Raw genomic sequence first — 16793 nt, 5'->3', positions numbered from 1 at the left:
TGTTTTGCGGTGTGGAGTCCTGGGAGCGGTCGCGGCGCCGGTGGCAGCATGCCTTCTTCGTCTCGTGGCTGGTGCTCACCTCGGCCGGACCCCTGTCGGAGGCCGGCCAGGTGCTGCCGGTGGTGCTCGTGGCCGGCCTGGCCGCCTGGTACGCCGTGTGGTTCGTGCTGCGCACCCCGCCCGTGGACGACGTGCCACTGCCGTACGTGCTCGGCGGCGGGCTGATCTGGCTGGGGCTGTTCGCGATCGACTCCTCCTTCCTGGTGGTCGCGCTGACCGTGCTCGTGCCGTACTGCATGGACGCCGTGCGGGTCGGCCGTGTCGCGGTGCTGTCGTGCGCCGGTGGCTGGCTGTGGCATCGGTTTCACGCGACCGGGGCGGTCACCTGGACCGAGATCGCCATTGCCACGCTGATCGCGATCAGCATGGCGACCGCGGTCGGATACTTCAGTTCGGTGTCGCGGCAGAGCGCCGAGCGCAAGCGGCTCATCGAGCAGTTGCAGGCCGCGCAGGACGCACGGGCGGCGGCCGAACGGCAGGCGGGTGTGGCGGCCGAGCGGCAACGGCTGGCCCGTGACATTCACGACAGCTTGACCCAGGGGTTCGCCAGCGTGGTGATGTTGCTGGAGGCCGCGCAGGCGACTCTGCCCGACAACAAGCACCTGACCCAGGCATTGCGGGCCGCGCGGGAGAACCTCGCGGAGAGCCGCCGGGTGGTGCTAGCCCTGCGGCCCGGCCAGCTCGACGAGTGCGGCCTGCCGGGGGCACTGCAGGGGCTGTCCGGCCGCCTGTCGGACGAAACCGGCGTCGACGCGCACACCGTGATCACCGGTACGGTCCGGCCGCTGGACGGCCAGGTCCAGGAGGAACTGCTGCGCGTGGCGCAGGAGGCGGTCGCCAACGCCCGCCGCCACGCCCGCGCCGACCAGGTCACACTCACCCTTTCGTACATGGAGGATCTGATCGTGCTGGACGTCCACGACGACGGCGACGGCTTCGACCCCTCACGGGCCGCCTCCGGACACGGCCTCTCGATCATGCGGGAGCGCATGGAACGGCTCGGCGGCACCCTTCTCGTGGAAAGCGCCCCAGGAGCGGGCACCACGGTCGTGGCCAGCCTTCCGGTGGTGGCGCTGAGCGGGGCACGATGAAGGTCAGGGTCCTGATCGTCGACGACCACCCCGTGGTCCGCGACGGCATCCGCGCGATGCTCGGCACCCAGGAGGACCTGGAAGTGGTCGGCGAGGCGGTCTCCGGCGCGGAAGCGGTACGGCTGGCGTGCGGCCTGCGGCCCGACGTCACGCTGATGGACCTGCAGTTGCCCGAGATCGACGGCGCCACGGCGACCAGCCGGATCCGCGATCACGACCCGGACGCCAAGGTCATCATCCTGACCACCTACGACACCGACGGCGACATCTCCCGCGCCATCGACGCCGGAGCCATCGGCTACCTGCTCAAGGACGCCGGCCGGGAGCAGCTGTTCGACGCGATCCGGGCAGCGGCGCGGGGCGAGAGCGCCCTGTCGCCTGCCATCGCGACCCGGGTGCTGTCGTGGGCACGCGCCGACGCGGCTGATGCGCTCAGCGGCCGGGAGATCGAGGTCCTCGGCGCGGTCGCGCAAGGGATGAGCAACAAGGCCATCGCCGCGCATTTGTGCATCAGCGAGGCCACGGTCAAGACCCACCTGCTGCACGTTTTCGCCAAGCTTGGAGTGGATGACCGAACGGCAGCGGTAACAGTCGCCGCGTCCCGCGGCATCATCCGGCTCGGCGGATAGCCGGCCACAGGAGAGCCGCCGGCCCGCTCATTCTCCCCGGACCGGGTTCGTCTTGCAGGGATGGAGAAGACGAGGAGGCCAGCGGAATCTTCGCGTGGCGCGGGCCCCGGCGACACCTGCGACCGCCGCCGTCGGCGGATGACCACCGGGCAGGACACGTGGAGAGCCCGGCCCGGGCGTGCCAGTACCCGCCCGGCGGCATGGCAAGGGTCAGTTCTTGATCCCCGTCAGCGTGACGCCCTCGATGAAGTACCGCTGCAGGAAGAAGAACAACGCGATGATCGGCGCGATCACGGCCGCCGACGCCGCCATCAGATAGCCCCACTGGGTCAGGTACATGCTCTGGAACGACGCCAGCCCCAGCGACAACGTGTAGTTCTCCTCGCTCTGCAGGTAGAGCAGCGGACCGAGGAAGTCGTTCCAGGTGCCGATGAAGGTGAAGATGGTGACCACGATGATCGCCGGCTTCGACAGCGGCATGACGATCGTCCAGAACACCCGCCACGGCGAGGCCCCGTCGATGTAGGCGGCCTCGTCCAGCTCGAACGGGATCGTCAGGAAGAACTGCCGCAGCAGGAAGATGTTGAACACTCCCCCGCCCGCCCCGGCGAACCAGCTCGGCACGGTCAGCGGCGCGATCGTGTCCAGCGCCCCCAGCTCCTGCCACATCACGAACGTCGGGATCAGCGTGACGGCGTACGGCAGCATCACGCCGCTCAGCAGCAGCGCGAACACCACGTCCCGGCCGCGCCAGCGCAGCCGCGAGAAACTGAAGGCGGCCACCGAGCAGGTCAGCACCGTGCCCAGGACGCTGATGACGGCGATGACGAGCGTGTTGACGAAGTAGCGGCCGAAGGGCTGCGAGGTCAGAGCCTCGCCGAAGTTCGACCACTGGAACGGCGAGGGGATCCACTCCGGCGGCGAGACGAACATCTGCGCGTCCTGCATGAGCGCGCTGCGCACCAGCCACACGAACGGCAGCAGGGTCGGGATCGCCCCGAGCACCAACGCGACGTACAGCAGGATCCGGCCGTACCTGCGCGGCTTGCGCAGCCCCTGCGTGGGGGCCACGCCGCGGGAGCCGGCCTTCTCCGGGGCCGCCACGGCGGTCATCGCGCACCTGCCATCTCGTAGTAGACCCAGCGGCGGGCGTTCCTGAACATCAGGAACGTCACCACCATGATGATCATGAAGAGGGTCCAGGCGAGCGCGCTGGCGTAGCCCATCTCGCTTTCGGTGAACGCCTTGCGGAACAGGTAGTAGACGTAGAAGAGGGTGGCGTGGTTGGGGCCGCCCTCGGTCATCACGTACGCCTGGTTGAACACCTGGAAGGTGCCGACCACGCCGACCACCAGGTTGTAGAAGATGGTCGGCGTCATCATCGGCAGCGTCACGTGCCAGAAGCGCCGCCACGCGCCGCCGCCGTCGATCGAGACGGCCTCGTACAGGTGCCGCGGCACGCCCTGCAGCCCCGCCAGGAAGATCACCATGGTGTTGCCGAAGCCCCACGTGCTCATGATGATCAGCGACGGCACGGCGGTGGACTCGCCGTAGATCCACTGCGAGTCCGGCAGCCCGCCCTGCCGCAGCAGCGAGTTCAGCAGCCCGAAGTCCGGATTGAAGATCCAGATCCACAGCACCACGTTGGCGATCGCGGGCACCAGCGTCGGCAGATAGAAGATCGTCCGCCACGCCGACAGGCCACGGACCTTCTGATTGAGCAGCATGGCCACGGCGAAGCTGACGATCAGCACCAGCGGCACCGAGCCGAGCGTGTAGTACGTGGTGGCGGTCAGCGACTTCCAGAACAGCTCGTCGCCGACCATGGCGGTGTAGTTGTCCAGCCCGATGAACGACGGGCTCGCGCCGATCGTCCAGTCGGTGAAGCTGAAGAAGGCCGAGGCCGCCATGGGGCCGATCGTGAAGATCAGGAATCCGAGGATGGCGGGCAACGCCATCAGGATGCCCCAGCGGGTCTCCAGGCGGCGCATCAGACGTCCTGCGTGTGGTGCCAGCCCTGCAACATGCTGGTGATCTTGGGAGCGGTGGCCTTCATGATCTCGGCGGCCGGGCGCTTGCCGGTCTCCAGCTCCTGCAGGGCCGGCGTGAGCACGTCGCTGGAGATGGCGGACATGTTCTTGACGCGGTTGCGCAGGTCGGGCACACCGTGGTCGCGGGCGTAGTCCACGACGACGGTACGGAACTCCGGCGGGTGCTGCGCGTTCTTGGTCCACGAGTCGATGGCCGCCTGGTCCTCGTAGTACTTCTTCTCCTGCGGCATCCACAGACCCTTGGCGAACAGGTCCACGTAGCGCGGGTCGTTGTGGAACGCGAGCAGCTCCACGGCCTCCTCCTCGTGCTTGCCGCCCGCGAACGCCGCCGAGGCGCCGGCCACCTGGCTGGCGGTGAACGGCTCCTTGTACTTCGGCAGCACGCCCATGCCGTAGTCGACCTTGCTCTCGTTCATGTCGAGCAGGCTCCACTGGCCGTCCACCACCATCGCCACCCGCTTGGTCTTGAGCAGGATGTTCGTGCCCGGCACCTCGTCACCGGTGGCCGCCAGCTGGCCGGGACCCGGCGCGACCCGATGCTTGTAGACCAGGTCCTGCAGGTTCTGGAACACCTGGATCGCCTCCGGCGAGTCCAGCACGCACCTCCTGCCCGACTCGTCGGCGAAGTCGCCGCCGTTGCTGCGCAGGAGCCCGTACCAGGCGGCACCGTAGGTGAAGCTGATCGACACGCCGAACTGCCTGACCTGCTTGGGATCGAAACCCGACTCGTCCGGATGCTTGCCGTTCTGGTCAACGGTGAGCTTGTAGGCGTTCTCCACGAGCTGGTCCCACGTCCACGCCGAGGCCGCCTCGGCCGGCGGCGTCACCCCCGCCGCGGCCGCGGCGGACTTGCTGTACCACAGCAGCATCGACTCGTTCGCCGTCGCGACGCCGTGCAGGTTGTCCTGACCCGTCCACAGGTAGGCGTCCGGCAGGTAGCCGGCCAGCTGCGGGTACTTCTTCAGGTACGGGAACAGGTTGACCAGCTTGCCCTGCTCCCCCAGCCGGAACGACATCGACATCGGCACATAACCGAGGTCCGGCAGCTTGTTGCTGGCCACCAGCGTGTTGAGCTTCACGTCGTACTCGTCGGGCGTGAACAGCGGCTTGACCTTCACCCCGGCGTTCTTCTGCTCGTACTGATTGAGCATGCGCTCGACGGCCGCCTTCTCGTACGTCGAGCCCCAGAACATGAACTGCAGTTGCACGTTCCCGCCCGAGCCCGAGCCGGAACCGCCGCCGCAGGCCGCCGTGGCACCGAGGGCGGCGAGCCCGCCCAGCTTCAACAGGTCGCGTCTTCTCATCGACGTTCTTCCTTACGCGAGGGGGATCCAGACCCGCATCGCGCCGCCGTCCCGGTTGTCCCACTGGAAGTAGGGGACGGCCGTCGCGGTCACGCGGGTGCTGGTCGCAGAGGGCTTGGCGGTGTAGGGGAGACCGTCGCGCGGCTCATCCACGACGACGGCGTCGATCTCGATCGGCACGGTGCGGCCGACGCCTTCGAGGTCCTGCACGGCGAGCACGCGCGGCTCGGCGCCGGGGGCGATCGCCAGGTCGTCCATCTCGACGCCGTCGGGCTGGTCGGCCTGCTCGAAGCAGTAGACCAGGGGGCCGCGCTGCAGCGCCACGCTGCCCCGGACGGCGTCGATGCGGTGGTGGGGATGCATGAGCCTGGGAGTCATGTCGAGCCGCAGCTCGACCGTGTTGCCACGGGTCCAGAGCCGACGAATCCGGAAATATCCGTCGTCGCCGGGGTCGGCGCGGCGACCGTTGACAGACGTGGACCCGCTCCACGACGGAACGCGCAGCGCCAGCTCCCACTCCCCCGGCGGCGCCTCCTCCACCGTGACGCGGACCACGCCGTCCCACGGGTAATCGGTGTCCACCCGCAGCCGGGCGCCACCCGCGTCGATCGTCCCCGGGACGTACTGGTGCACCTGGACACCGGCCTCCGACTCCGTGGCCAGGTAACCGCCGAGCGAGGCCACCAGGCGCATGATGTTCGGCGGGCAGCACGCGCACGCGAACCACTCCCTGCGCCGCCCCAGATAAGCGTCCTCCACCAGGTCGTTCCTGCGCTGCAGCGGATTGACATAGAAGAAACGCAACCCGTCGGCCGAGGTCGAGGCCGCGAAGGCGTTGTAGAGCGTGCGCTCGATCAGATCCGCGTACCGGCCCTGACCCGTCGCCAGCAGCAGCCGCCAGTTCCAGTGGACGCTCGCGATGGCCGCGCAGCTCTCGCTGTAGCCGCGGTCGGACGGAAGCTCGTACCGCTCGCCGAACGCCTCCCCGTCATGACGCGAGCCGAGGCCGCCCGTGATGTACGTCTTGGTGGCGACCATGTCCTCCCACCGGCGCACCGAGCACTCCAGCAACGACACGTCACCCGTCTCCAGATAGACGTCGACGATGCCGGACTCCAGGTAGAGCTGGCGCACCGCATGCCCCACCGCCGTGTCGGCCTCGCGCACCGGCAGATGGTCCTGCGCGTACAACATCCCCATCCCGCTGTCACGGATGAGCCCCTTGCCGCGGTTGTCGATCAGCTTGGACGCCAGATCCAGGTACGCGCGCTCCCCCGTCAGCCGGTGCAGCTCGACCAGCGCGGTCTCGACCTCCGCGTGACCGTCGATGCCGTCGTTCCCGCCGGTCAGGAACACCTCGACGAGATGATCGGCGAAACGGCGCGCCACCGGCAGCAGGCTCTCGCCGACGCCCGCGCGCGCGGCCGCCACCGCCGCCTGGAACAGGTGCCCCGCACAGTACATCTCGTGGCTGTATTCCAGCTCGGCGTAGATCTTGTCCGGCTTGACCACCTGGTAATGCGAGTTGAGATAGCCGTCCGGCCGCTGCGCCCTGGCCAGCACCGCCGCCGCCTGCCCGACGAACTCGGCGTACCCGGCCTCGGGGGCACGGGCGTGCTCCCACGAGACGGCCTCCAGCTGCTTGTAGAGATCGGAATCCTGAAAGCGGTAGCCCTGGAACGGCCCGTCGCCCTCCCCCGCCGCCCGCCGCAGATTGGGCAGCGCCCCCGAGCGCTCCATCTGCTCCAGACCCAGTGGAATGCTCGCCTCACGGTTGATCCGCTGCCACCGCCCGAACGGCCCACCGGTGATCGCGACGTCTCGGATGCCGATCGGCCGCACCACCGCCCGGCCGGCGGGAACCGCGGGACCAACGATCTGTTCCATCGAGCTCCTGACCCCTCAGTGAGAAAACATGGGAATAGGTTTTCTCAGTCGGAGAGTAAGGTGTGATACACCACGGGTCAATAGACGACCCCGCGCGCTAAAGTGTCACCGCGAAAGGGGAATCGGGTTGGCCAGCCCGTCCGAAGGGACCGCCAAAACCATCACGATCAGGGACGTCGCCGCCGCCGCGCAGGTGTCGATCGGCACCGCGTCCAAAGCGCTCAACGGCCGTGGCCGCATGCGCGCCGAAACCCGCGACCGGGTGCTCGCCGCCGCCGAGCGGCTCGGCTTCCGCCCCAACCCGCTTGCCCAAGGCCTGCTCGCCGGCCGCACCTACACCGTCGGCCTGGTCACGGGCGACAGCTTCGGCCGCTTCAGCATCCCCGTGATGCTCGGCGCCGAAGACGCCCTCGGCGCCGGACAGATCTCGGTCTTCATGTGCGACACCCGCGACGACCCCATCAGAGAACGCCACTACGTCGAACGCCTGCTGGCCAGACGCGTCGAAGGCATCATCGTCACCGGCCGCCGCACCGAGCCGCGCCCCGGCATCGGCCGCCACCTGCCCGTCCCCGTCGTCTACGCCATGACCCAGTCCACCGACGAATCCGACGTCTCCATCATCCCCGACGACGAGGGCGGCGGCGCCCTCGCCGCCCGCCACCTCCTGGCCACCGGACGCACCCGCATCGGCCACGTCACCGGACCACAGCGCTTCCAGGCGGCGCGCCGACGCGCGCACGGGCTCACCACCGCCCTCTCCGAAGCCGGGCTCCGGCCCGCCGGGGAGATCCTCTTCGGGCAGTGGAGCGAGGAGTGGGGCCGGCAGGGGGCCGACGTGCTGCTGCACGCCGCACCCGACGTGGACGCCATCTTCTGCGGCAGCGACCAGATCGCCCGGGGGGTCGCCGAGACGCTGCGCGAACGGGGGCGGCGGGTGCCCGAGGACGTGGCGCTCGTGGGGTTCGACAACTGGGAGCCGATGGCGCTGGGCTGCCGGCCGCCGCTGACCACTGTCGACATGAACCTCGGCGAGATCGGCCGCCTGGCCGCCCGGCACATCCTCGACGCCATCGCCGGCCGTCCGTCGGACGGCGGGGTGACGATTGTCCCGGCGAGTCTGGTTCTCCGCGAGTCTACGCGGCGCGCACCGTCCTGACGCCTTTACATTGTAGATCAGTAGCACTCCGGGGTTGACCGGTGCTGTGTAACATCTTACCGTGCGCGTGGGAAAACCTATTCCCATCCTTCTGAGGAGTCCGGATGGACCAAGGATGCAGCCGCGCCCGGAAAGCCGCGAAGGGCGCCCGGCGAATCACCGCAGCGGCAGTCTTGTTCACCGCCTTACTCACGGGCGGCGTGCCCCAGCAAGCGCATGCCGCCCCCACCGCCCAGGTCGTCGACATGTTCGGCAGAACCGTCAACGACTACGGCGTCAAGCTCGTCGACTGGCAGGGCTACCTGGCCAATCCCTACGTCGAGCTCACCGTCAAACCCCCGCCCGACGTCCGCTACCCCATCACCGTCGACCTGAAGGCCGAGGGCACCTCCAGACTGATGATGGACCTGCCGAGCCAGCTCACCGCCACGGGCGCGACCAAGTCCCTCACCTTCGCCAGTGCGAGCGAGCAGAAGACGTTCAAGCTCACGATCCACTCCAAGCGCGGCCCCGGCGAGGATGAAAGTTACACGCTCCGGCTCACCGTCCGGGACGCCGGCGGAGCCACGTACCAGCAGCAGATGCCGATCAGGGTGCAGCAGGACGAGAAGACCGCGCTGCAGCCCACCCTCCCGATCGCCTTCGACTACCGGTACGACACCATCACCGGCTACTTCAACGACGCCGCCTTCAGGACCGCCGCCGAGGAGGCGGTCAAGGACTGGTTCCGCTTCTTCGACATGCAGCCGTTCGACACCGTGGCGGCCGGGGCGGAGCCGAACCACCTGCCGGGCAACGACTGGCAGAACACGATCAACGTCACCAACCAGTCCGCCTACAACGGCATGTACGTGTTCTTCCGCGGCATCCAGACCCCGTACTCGACCGGCTACCCGGCCAACAACGGCCGCTACAGCACCCGGGGCGGCCAGCAGCTCCCCGGCCCGCTGCACCGCTCCACCGCGATGATCTTCGAGTACGACGAGGCGAACAAGCGGCTGTTCACCTCCCTGGCCGACGAGGACTGGTACAGGACGGAGATCCAGGGCTCGGTGCTCGATGTGCACGGCCTGGTCATGCACGAGTACGGCCACGCGGTCGCCTTCCACAGCGACTGGGCGGGCATGCGCTCGTACGTGCAGGGCGGCGGCAACGACCCGGACGTGGTCGCCTACCAGGGCTACCCGGTGCCGCTGGACAGCAGCTACCACATTCCCGGCGAGCAGCGGTACTGGGACCGCCTCAGCGGGCAGAGCGGCGGCTGGAGCCACTTCTTCCCCACCCGCAGGTGGATGCTGACCAAGCTGACGCTGCTGGTGGCCGAGAACGCCGGCTGGCGGCTCAACCGCAACCTCACCCCGTTCCTGCCGCCGTCCATCGTCACCACCTCACTCCCCGCGGCCACGCCGGGCACCGCCTACCAGCAGACCCTCCAGGCCAAGGGCGGCGTCCCGTTCTACGACTGGCAGGTCACCGGCGGCTCCCTGCCCGCCGGCCTGAGCCTCGACCGCTTCACCGGCGCGATCACCGGCACCCCGGCCACGGCGGGCACGTCCACCTTCACCGTCCAGCTCCGGGACTACGACCGGATGAGCACCCCGGTGACCAGGACGTTCACGCTGCCCGTGGGCAACGGCGGCGGCACCCCGGCGAACGTGGCCGGCAGCGCCACACCGTCGGCGTCGTACACCTCGCCGTGGGAGAGCGTGGCGGCGATCAACGACGGCATCGACCCGCCCCGCTCCAACGACACCGTCAACCGCCGCTGGGGCACCTGGCCCAACACCGGCACCCAATGGGCCGAGCTGACCTGGCCCTCGGCACAGACCATCAGATCCGCCGACGTCTACTTCTTCGACGACGGCGGCGGCGTACGCCTGCCCGCCTCCTGGAAGCTGCAGTACTGGAACGGCAGCGCCTACGCCGACATCCCCCGCACCTATCCCACCGCGTTGAACGCCTACAACCGCGTCACGTTCACCCCCGTGACGACGACCAGGCTCAGGGTCGCGCTGCAGAGCGGGCAAGCCTCGGTCGGGCTGCTGGAAGTGAAGGCATACACCTAGAAGGGCCTCCATGAGGAAGATCGCAGCACTCGGCGCGCTCGCCGCCCTGGCGGGCGCGCTGTCCCTCCCCTCCCCCAGCCTCGCCGCCCCCAGGGAGGCGCCCGAGCTGGAGGTCTACGACATCTTCTTCCGCAAGGTCAACGACTACGGCGTGCAGCTCGTGGACTGGCAGGGTTACCTGGCCAACCCCTCCGTCGAGCTGACCGTCCGGGCGCCGCGGGTGCCCGGGATCACCTATCCGCTGAAGGTGGACCTGCACGCCAAGCACACCTCCAGGCTGATGCTCAACCTGCCGAGCGAGCTGACCGCCACCGGCGCCACCAAGTCGTTCACCCTCACCGGGCCGTACGACCGGGAGGTCGTGCGGCTGGCCATCCACTCCAAGCAGGGCGCGGGCAGCGACGAGCTGCACCAGTGGGTCATGCGCACCACTGACGCGACCGGCGCCAGACGCACCCAGACGATGCCGATCAGGGTGCAGCAGGACGAGAAGACCCCGCTGCGGCCCACCATCCCGATCGAGTTCGACTACCGGTACGACACGATCACCGGCTACTTCTCCGACCCCGGCGTGCGCAAGGCCGCCGAACAGGCGGTCAAGAACTGGTTCGCCTTCTTCGACCTGGAGCCGTTCGACACGGTCCCGGCGGGCGACGAGGTGAACCGGCTGCCGGGCAATGACTGGCAGAACGAGGTCGAGGCGAGCAACGCCAAGCCCTACAACGGCATGTACGTGTTCTTCCGCGGCATCCAGACGCCGTACTCGACCGGCTACCCCACGGTCAACGGCAAGTTCCACACCCGCAACGGCGAGCCGACCCCGTACCACCGCTCGACCACCATGATCCTCGAGTACGACGAGCAGCTGATGAAGCTGTTCACCTCACTCAAGGACGAGGACTGGTACAAGACCGACCTCGGCCGGTACATCGACGTGCAGGGCCTGGTCATGCACGAGTACGGCCACGCGGTCGCCTTCCACAGCGACTGGGCGGGCATGCGCCGGTACGTCGAGAGCCGCGGCGGGGACGGCCAGGACGTCGTCGACTACCAGGGCTACCCGGTGCCGCTCGACACGAGCTACCACGTGCCCGGCGACGAGCCGTACTGGGACCGGCTCAGCGGCCAGAACGGCGGCTGGCGCCACCACTTCCCCGTCCGGCGCTGGGAGCTGACCAAGCTGACGCTGCTGATCGCGGAGAACGCCGGCTGGAAGCTCAACCGCGACCTGACCCCGTTCCTCAAGCCGTCGATCGAGACCGCCTCGCTGCCCGAGGCCAAGAGCGGAGCGGCCTATGACCAGCGGCTCAAGGCCAAGGGCGGCGTGCCGTTTTACGACTGGCAGGTCGTACGGGGCGCGCTCCCGGAGGGGCTGACCCTGGACCGCTTCACCGGCACGATCACCGGCACCCCGGCCAAGGCCGGATCGTCCACGTTCACGGTCCAGCTCAGGGACTACGACAAGCTGAGCGCTCCGGTCACCCGCGAGTACACCGTGTCGGTGGGCGGGTGACCGGCGTGGCGCGCCGCCGATCCCTAGACGAGTGAGCCCAGGGACGCAGCGGCCGGGAACTGCGCTGGATCAGGTAAGCAGCATTACCGCATCGGGACATAGCTCACGCCGCGGGTGCACGGCCTGGTGTGGCACGGTTGGGGCGTACTCGTGCCGGTAGTGGCGGACGTATGAGATCACCGGCCTACCGCGGCGGCTCAGCTCGCGCGGGTCGAGCCCATCACCGTCACGTTGGGCCGTGTGCTTACCGCCCCGAGGCCGGGGGCCTCTCGGGCGTCAACTCCGGGTCAGATCTCGTGCGCTGCGGCTGATTCGGTCGAGCGCGACACGGGCGGCAACGACGGCCGGGTGATGGTGGCTGCCGGTGCGGGTAGCGATGAGGACGCGCCGAGCGTTCGGCGGCGTCAGCTCGGTAAGTGTCACTGTAGGAGCGTGGACGCCCCAGGCAAGTTTGGGTAGGAATCCGACCGCCTGCCCGGCTTCGATCAATCGCACATGGAAGGTGAGGTCGGTCGACTGGTAGCGAACGTGGGGTTCAAAGCCGGCTTGGCGACAGACAGCGCTGGCCCAGCGCCTGGCGGCATTGCCCTCGGGTTCCATGACCCAAGGCAGGTGTGCGAGAGCTGCGAGCTGCGGCGGCTCGCCCCCGGGTGGGGTGGCCAGGAGAAGAGGATCCTCGAGGAGAAGCTGAGTGTGCAGGCCCGTCAGAGCCGACGGCGGCTCCCCCGGGTACTCCTCGGCGATGACCAGGTCGAATTCGTGCGCGACAAGCGCCCGCAGCGGTGTGCGTTCGTTCTCCTGATGCACGTAGACGCGAAGTTGCGGATGCTCGCGCTGAAGCAGCTCTACGGCAGGTAGGACCAGAGTCTTAGCAGCGGTCTGGAAGGTCGCAATCCGCAGGTCCCCCTCGAGCACAGTTTTGGCCCGCGCGATATCGGCCTCGGCCTGCTCGAGCCGGTCCAAGATCACCTCAATATGCCCGACCAGCATCTCCGCCGCGGGCGTCAGGCGGACCCGACGTCCCATGGGTTCCAGGAGGGGGACGCCCACCTCGGCCTCCAGCTGCGAAAGATGCGAAGAGATGGTCGAAGGGCTGTACGAGAGGGCCGAAGCCACAGCTGCAAGGGTGCCGCGGTGCTTGAGTTCGCGCAGCAACCGAAGCCGGTGAAGGTCGTACATCACGCACCAATCGCCGCCCGTGACCACCGATTCGTCGCTTGAGATCACCAATCGTACGCGAAAACATTTGCTGCCCCACATTGAGGCACCGCGAGACCGCCTCGTCTTGCGGCATGTCCGACGAGACCGTGAGCCGTTGTCAACCTTCGTCTGAGCACGCCAGGTGAAGGGTGAGGACGGCTTGGACGAGGCTGGCGATGCGGGGTATTGCACGCGGTTGCGGGGGCGCCGCCGGGTCGGGCGGCTCGGATCGACCTCGGCGCGGCCGGGGTGTTGGTGGTGCCCTTGCGGCGCCGGTTGACGCCCCACGGCCAGTCGTCGCCCACGGAGCAGTAGCCAGCTGCAGCTTCTGCCCCTCCTGGTCGGTCAGTCTGCGTACACGGACAGGCTCAGCCACCGCGCCTCCACCGGTCGCATGGACGTCACCGCACGTCCAACCCGCAACGACCACCAGCCCGGCGAATTGATTAGTCGAAGATATCGATGAGTGCGCGTCGATAACGACGACTGGACCGGGCAATGGGCGGCGCATAGCATTCCAGAACCGCGAGAATCGGCCACCCGAAATCTGCGGTACGGCCGATGCAGCCCGCGGCAGAGTGGTATCGGTCGTCGGTCTCCCCACGCTGTCGTCGCCGCCTGCCGGCCCCGCCCGCCGCCAGGCCGATCGGATATCCGCCATGCAATTTCGGAGAGGCTATGACACCACCCCGTGCACGTTGGCGCGTACGCCGCCATCCTGCCCGCCTGTCACTACTGCTGGGAGCGGTCATGCTCGCGATCGCCCTGCTCGGCGTCGTGGCAGCGGGCGCTCCGACGTACGCGGCGTACGCGGCCGGTGATCGGACCGTGCAGGGAACGTTGCGCAACTCTGCCGACAACAACGCACCGGTCGCTGGGGTGAAGATCAATGTCCAGAGCAGCACGGGTAAGACCTACACGGGCGTCAGCAACGACCAAGGCCGGTTCGCGATCACCGTGCCCGGCAGCGACTCGGGCACCCTGGCCGTCATCTTGGACACCAAGACGCTTCCCGATGCTGTGCAGATCCGCGACGGAGCGTCGAACACCTTGCGGCCAACGGGCACCTTGAGCACGATCACCGTCAACTTCCCCCTCGGTCCCGATACGCGGCGAGTGTCGACGGTGTGGGACCAGGTCCCCCAACTGCTCTACAACGGTCTGCTCTTCGGCTTGGTGCTGTCATTGGGGGCTCTCGGCCTGTCCATGGTGTTCGGCACGACCGGACTGTCGAACTTCTCCCACGGCGAGCTGGTGACCTTCGGGGCATTCGTCACCTATCTCGGCAACCGGGTCGTAGGGCTGCCCATCGTCGTGGCGGTGACGGTGGCGGTAGCGCTGTCGGCACTGTTCGGCTACCTGAACGAAAAGGGTTTGTGGGGTCCACTCAGACGCCGCGGAACGGGACTCGTCGCCATGATGATCGTCTCGATCGGTCTGCAGTTCTTTCTCCGGAACTTCTACCAGTACTTCACAGGCGGCCGTGCCTTGACCTACCGCGAATACGTCACGCCCGCCGGCCGAGACGCCTTCGGCTTGTTCACCTACACCATGCGAGACGTGGTCATCATCTCCGTCAGCGGGCTTGCGCTCGTCGCGGTCACTCTTGCTTTGCAGTACACCCGGCTCGGTCGCGCCACGCGAGCGGTGTCGGACAATCCGGCCCTCGCCTCTGCGACGGGGATCAGCGTCAATCGGGTCATAGCCACGGTGTGGATCGTGGGCACCGCGCTGGCGGGACTGAGCGGGGCGTTCTTGGGATTCTCCCAATCGGTGTCCTACCAACTGGGAGCGCAGGTACTGCTGTTGATCTTCGCCGCTACCTGCGTCGGAGGTCTGGGATCAGTGTGGGGCGCGCTGATCGGCTCGATCATCATCGGGCTGTTCGTCGAGACCTCGACCTTGGTCATCCCATCGGAACTCAAGTTCGCAGGCGCGATGGTTCTGCTGGCGCTGGTCCTGCTCGTGCGCCCACAAGGCTTGCTCGGCCGCGCCGAGAGGATCGGGTGAGGACATGGACATCATCGGCGCCGTCACGGGGGCACTGCACGACGGCTTCGGCTACGTGGCCGTCTCGTTCTGCTTGGCCGCGATCGGTTTGAACATTCAGTTCGGCTACGCCGGGCTGGTCAACTTCGGTCAGGCCGCCTTCTTGTCGGTGGGCGGTTACATCATGGGCGCGGCGATCGCCACAAGCGGGATGCCCACCGTCCTCGCGATCCTGCTCGCGATCGCCTGCACCGTGGCGTTGGCGCTGATCTTGGGTATCCCTACCCTGCGTCTTCGGGCGGATTACCTGGCGATCGTCACCATCGCGGCGGCAGAGATCCTGCGCCTTGTGTTCGGGACGTCGTTCCGGACGTACTTTCACGGCAAGGACGGTGTGACCGGCTTCACCGCCGGGTTCAGAAGCCTCAACCCGCTGCCGCACTACGACGGCTTCTTCCTGACCTACAGCCGGGAGGAGCTGTGGACGGTCGTTGTCGGCTGGGGCCTGGTCATCATGATCAGTCTGTTCACCTGGGCCCTGATGCGATCACCGTGGGGAAGGGTTCTCCGGGGCATCCGTGAAGACGAGGATGCGATGCGGTCTCTGGGCAAGAACGTCTACGGCTACAAGATCCAGGCCCTCATCCTCGGTGGAGTGGTCGGATGCGCCGGAGGTTTCGTGGGCGCGTTCGGAGCCGCCTCCGTCCAGGCGGACACGTTCAACCTGGACTTCACCTTCATCGCCTTGACCATGCTCATCCTCGGTGGCGCCGCTCGGATCCTTGGTCCGATCGTCGGCGCGGTGATGTTCTGGGCGATCCTGTCGTTTCTCGGATCGGTCTTGACGCAGTTGGCGGGCTACCCGGTCGTGGCGCAGTTCATGAACGCCGACCAAGCATCGATCTTCCGGCTGATGTTGGTCGGATTGGTGCTGATGCTGCTGATGATCTTCCGGCCGCAAGGCATCTTCGGTGATCGAAGGGAGATCGCGCTCGATGCCCACTGACAACTTCCCCGCTGACCACCTCTCCTCGGGCACCGCACCCAAGGACGTCCCAACCGAGTGCCCGACTGCTTTGCAGTCGGTGCCGCATGAGCCTGGCGCTGCCAAACCCGACCCCGTTGTGGTCGTGAACGGAATCCGCCGCACCTTCGGAGGCCTCACCGCGGTCGACGTGGAACATCTCGAAATCCAACGTGGGGTCATCACCGCCTTGATCGGACCCAACGGTGCAGGCAAGACCACGTTCTTCAACCTGCTCACCGGCTTCGATCAACCCGATGGCGGTTCCTGGTCCTTCGACGGGACACCGCTCAAAGGCAAGGCAGCGTACAAAGTGGCACGCCTCGGCATGGTGCGGACCTTCCAGCTGACCAGAGTGCTCTCGAAACTGACAGTACTGGAGAACATGCGGATGGGCGCCACAGGTCAGCGTGGTGAACGCTTGTGGGCCGCCGCGCTCCCCGCCCTGTGGCGGGCGCAGGAACGAGACATCACCGACCGGGCCCGAGACCTGCTCAAGCGATTCAAGCTCGACGCCAAGGAGGAAGATTTCGCCGGGTCCCTGTCAGGCGGCCAGAGAAAGCTGCTCGAGATGGCGCGAGCGCTCATGGTCGAACCGAAGCTGGTCATGCTCGACGAACCCATGGCCGGCGTCAACCCAGCGCTGAAGCAGTCCCTGCTCGGGCATGTGAAGTCGCTGCGGGATCAGGGAATGTGAGGAGCCCCGCGTTCTCCGGACAGCTTCCTGATGATCACTTCATGCTGCGAGCTGCCGGCTCAGGTACTCGTTGTGGACCTCAAGCGGAGTCCGATACCCGTTTGCGGAATGAAGCCTGCGCCG

General features: G+C 67.6%; 12 protein-coding genes and 1 pseudogene. 8 read left to right on the top strand and 5 right to left on the bottom strand.

Features of this window, described 5'->3' with window-relative positions:
- Positions 1-11 precede the first annotated feature (11 nt).
- The gene (locus tag ID574_RS50090) at positions 12-1151 is read left to right on the top strand and encodes a sensor histidine kinase (RefSeq protein WP_188196159.1); all 1140 of its coding nucleotides are present in this window, start codon (positions 12-14) and stop codon (positions 1149-1151) included.
- The gene (locus ID574_RS50085) at positions 1148-1780 is read left to right on the top strand and encodes a response regulator (protein WP_188196158.1); all 633 of its coding nucleotides are present in this window, start codon (positions 1148-1150) and stop codon (positions 1778-1780) included. Before ID574_RS50090 ends, ID574_RS50085 begins: the two co-directional genes overlap by 4 nt.
- A 210-nt stretch (positions 1781-1990) precedes the next feature.
- On the opposite strand, the gene ID574_RS50080 is transcribed toward ID574_RS50085, so the two are convergent.
- Genes ID574_RS50080 through ID574_RS50065 form a run of 4 tightly spaced genes read right to left on the bottom strand, consistent with a single transcriptional unit; the run spans position 1991 to position 7022 of the window.
- Positions 1991-2893, bottom strand: coding sequence for a carbohydrate ABC transporter permease (locus tag ID574_RS50080; protein WP_188196157.1), 903 nt, complete (start codon positions 2891-2893; stop codon positions 1991-1993).
- Complete coding sequence (locus ID574_RS50075) at positions 2890-3771, bottom strand: carbohydrate ABC transporter permease (RefSeq protein WP_188196156.1); 882 nt, start codon at positions 3769-3771, stop codon at positions 2890-2892. Before ID574_RS50075 ends, ID574_RS50080 begins: the two co-directional genes overlap by 4 nt.
- A complete protein-coding gene (locus ID574_RS50070) occupies positions 3771-5135 on the bottom strand; it encodes an extracellular solute-binding protein (protein WP_188196155.1) in 1365 nt (454 codons plus the stop codon). Before ID574_RS50070 ends, ID574_RS50075 begins: the two co-directional genes overlap by 1 nt.
- Before the next feature lie 12 nt (positions 5136-5147).
- Positions 5148-7022, bottom strand: coding sequence for a glycoside hydrolase family 127 protein (locus ID574_RS50065; RefSeq protein WP_188196154.1), 1875 nt, complete (start codon positions 7020-7022; stop codon positions 5148-5150).
- 127 nt (positions 7023-7149) lie between these two features.
- On the opposite strand from ID574_RS50065, the gene ID574_RS50060 reads away from it, so the two are divergent.
- From ID574_RS50060 to ID574_RS50050, 3 genes are all read left to right on the top strand, one after another.
- On the top strand, positions 7150-8181 hold the full coding sequence (locus tag ID574_RS50060) for a LacI family DNA-binding transcriptional regulator (protein WP_223167900.1): 1032 nt from the start codon (positions 7150-7152) through the stop codon (positions 8179-8181).
- A gap of 200 nt (positions 8182-8381) precedes the next feature.
- Positions 8382-10247: an Ig domain-containing protein gene (locus ID574_RS50055; protein WP_223167899.1), complete on the top strand. Its 1866-nt coding sequence runs from the start codon at positions 8382-8384 to the stop codon at positions 10245-10247.
- 10 nt (positions 10248-10257) lie between these two features.
- Positions 10258-11760 carry an Ig domain-containing protein gene (locus ID574_RS50050; RefSeq protein ID WP_188196151.1) on the top strand — a complete coding sequence of 501 codons (1503 nt, stop codon included), beginning with the start codon at positions 10258-10260 and terminating at the stop codon, positions 11758-11760.
- 276 nt (positions 11761-12036) lie between these two features.
- On the opposite strand, the gene ID574_RS50045 is transcribed toward ID574_RS50050, so the two are convergent.
- Complete coding sequence (locus ID574_RS50045) at positions 12037-12987, bottom strand: LysR substrate-binding domain-containing protein (RefSeq protein WP_223167898.1); 951 nt, start codon at positions 12985-12987, stop codon at positions 12037-12039.
- 723 nt (positions 12988-13710) lie between these two features.
- Here ID574_RS50045 and ID574_RS50040 point away from each other — a divergent pair.
- From ID574_RS50040 to ID574_RS50030, 3 genes and pseudogenes are all read left to right on the top strand, one after another.
- Positions 13711-14970, top strand: a complete 1260-nt coding sequence (locus tag ID574_RS50040) for a branched-chain amino acid ABC transporter permease (RefSeq protein ID WP_188196150.1) — start codon at positions 13711-13713, stop codon at positions 14968-14970.
- Positions 14971-14974: 4 nt separating this feature from the next.
- Positions 14975-15955, top strand: a complete 981-nt coding sequence (locus ID574_RS50035; RefSeq protein WP_188196149.1) for a branched-chain amino acid ABC transporter permease — start codon at positions 14975-14977, stop codon at positions 15953-15955.
- Between the two features lie 70 nt (positions 15956-16025).
- Positions 16026-16664 (top strand): annotated as a pseudogene (locus ID574_RS50030) (ABC transporter ATP-binding protein); the annotation flags it as partial.
- Positions 16665-16793 lie beyond the last annotated feature (129 nt).

Source organism: Nonomuraea sp. SYSU D8015, assembly GCF_008065375.1.
Lineage (GTDB): Bacteria > Actinomycetota > Actinomycetes > Streptosporangiales > Streptosporangiaceae > Nonomuraea.
Note: the sequence above shows the minus strand (reverse complement) of the source record. Positions and strands in the feature narration are given on the sequence as shown.

Excerpts from the sequence above, each read along its gene's own strand:
- ID574_RS50050 (WP_188196151.1), top strand. The coding sequence starts at position 10,258 with ATGAGGAAGATCGCAGCACTCGGCGCGCTCGCCGCCCTGGCGGGCGCG.
- ID574_RS50080 (WP_188196157.1), bottom strand. The coding sequence starts at position 2,893 with ATGACCGCCGTGGCGGCCCCGGAGAAGGCCGGCTCCCGCGGCGTGGCC.
- ID574_RS50075 (WP_188196156.1), bottom strand. The coding sequence starts at position 3,771 with ATGCGCCGCCTGGAGACCCGCTGGGGCATCCTGATGGCGTTGCCCGCC.
- ID574_RS50085 (WP_188196158.1), top strand. The coding sequence starts at position 1,148 with ATGAAGGTCAGGGTCCTGATCGTCGACGACCACCCCGTGGTCCGCGAC.
- ID574_RS50065 (WP_188196154.1), bottom strand. The coding sequence starts at position 7,022 with ATGGAACAGATCGTTGGTCCCGCGGTTCCCGCCGGCCGGGCGGTGGTG.
- ID574_RS50070 (WP_188196155.1), bottom strand. The coding sequence starts at position 5,135 with ATGAGAAGACGCGACCTGTTGAAGCTGGGCGGGCTCGCCGCCCTCGGT.
- ID574_RS50035 (WP_188196149.1), top strand. The coding sequence starts at position 14,975 with ATGGACATCATCGGCGCCGTCACGGGGGCACTGCACGACGGCTTCGGC.
- ID574_RS50040 (WP_188196150.1), top strand. The coding sequence starts at position 13,711 with ATGCTCGCGATCGCCCTGCTCGGCGTCGTGGCAGCGGGCGCTCCGACG.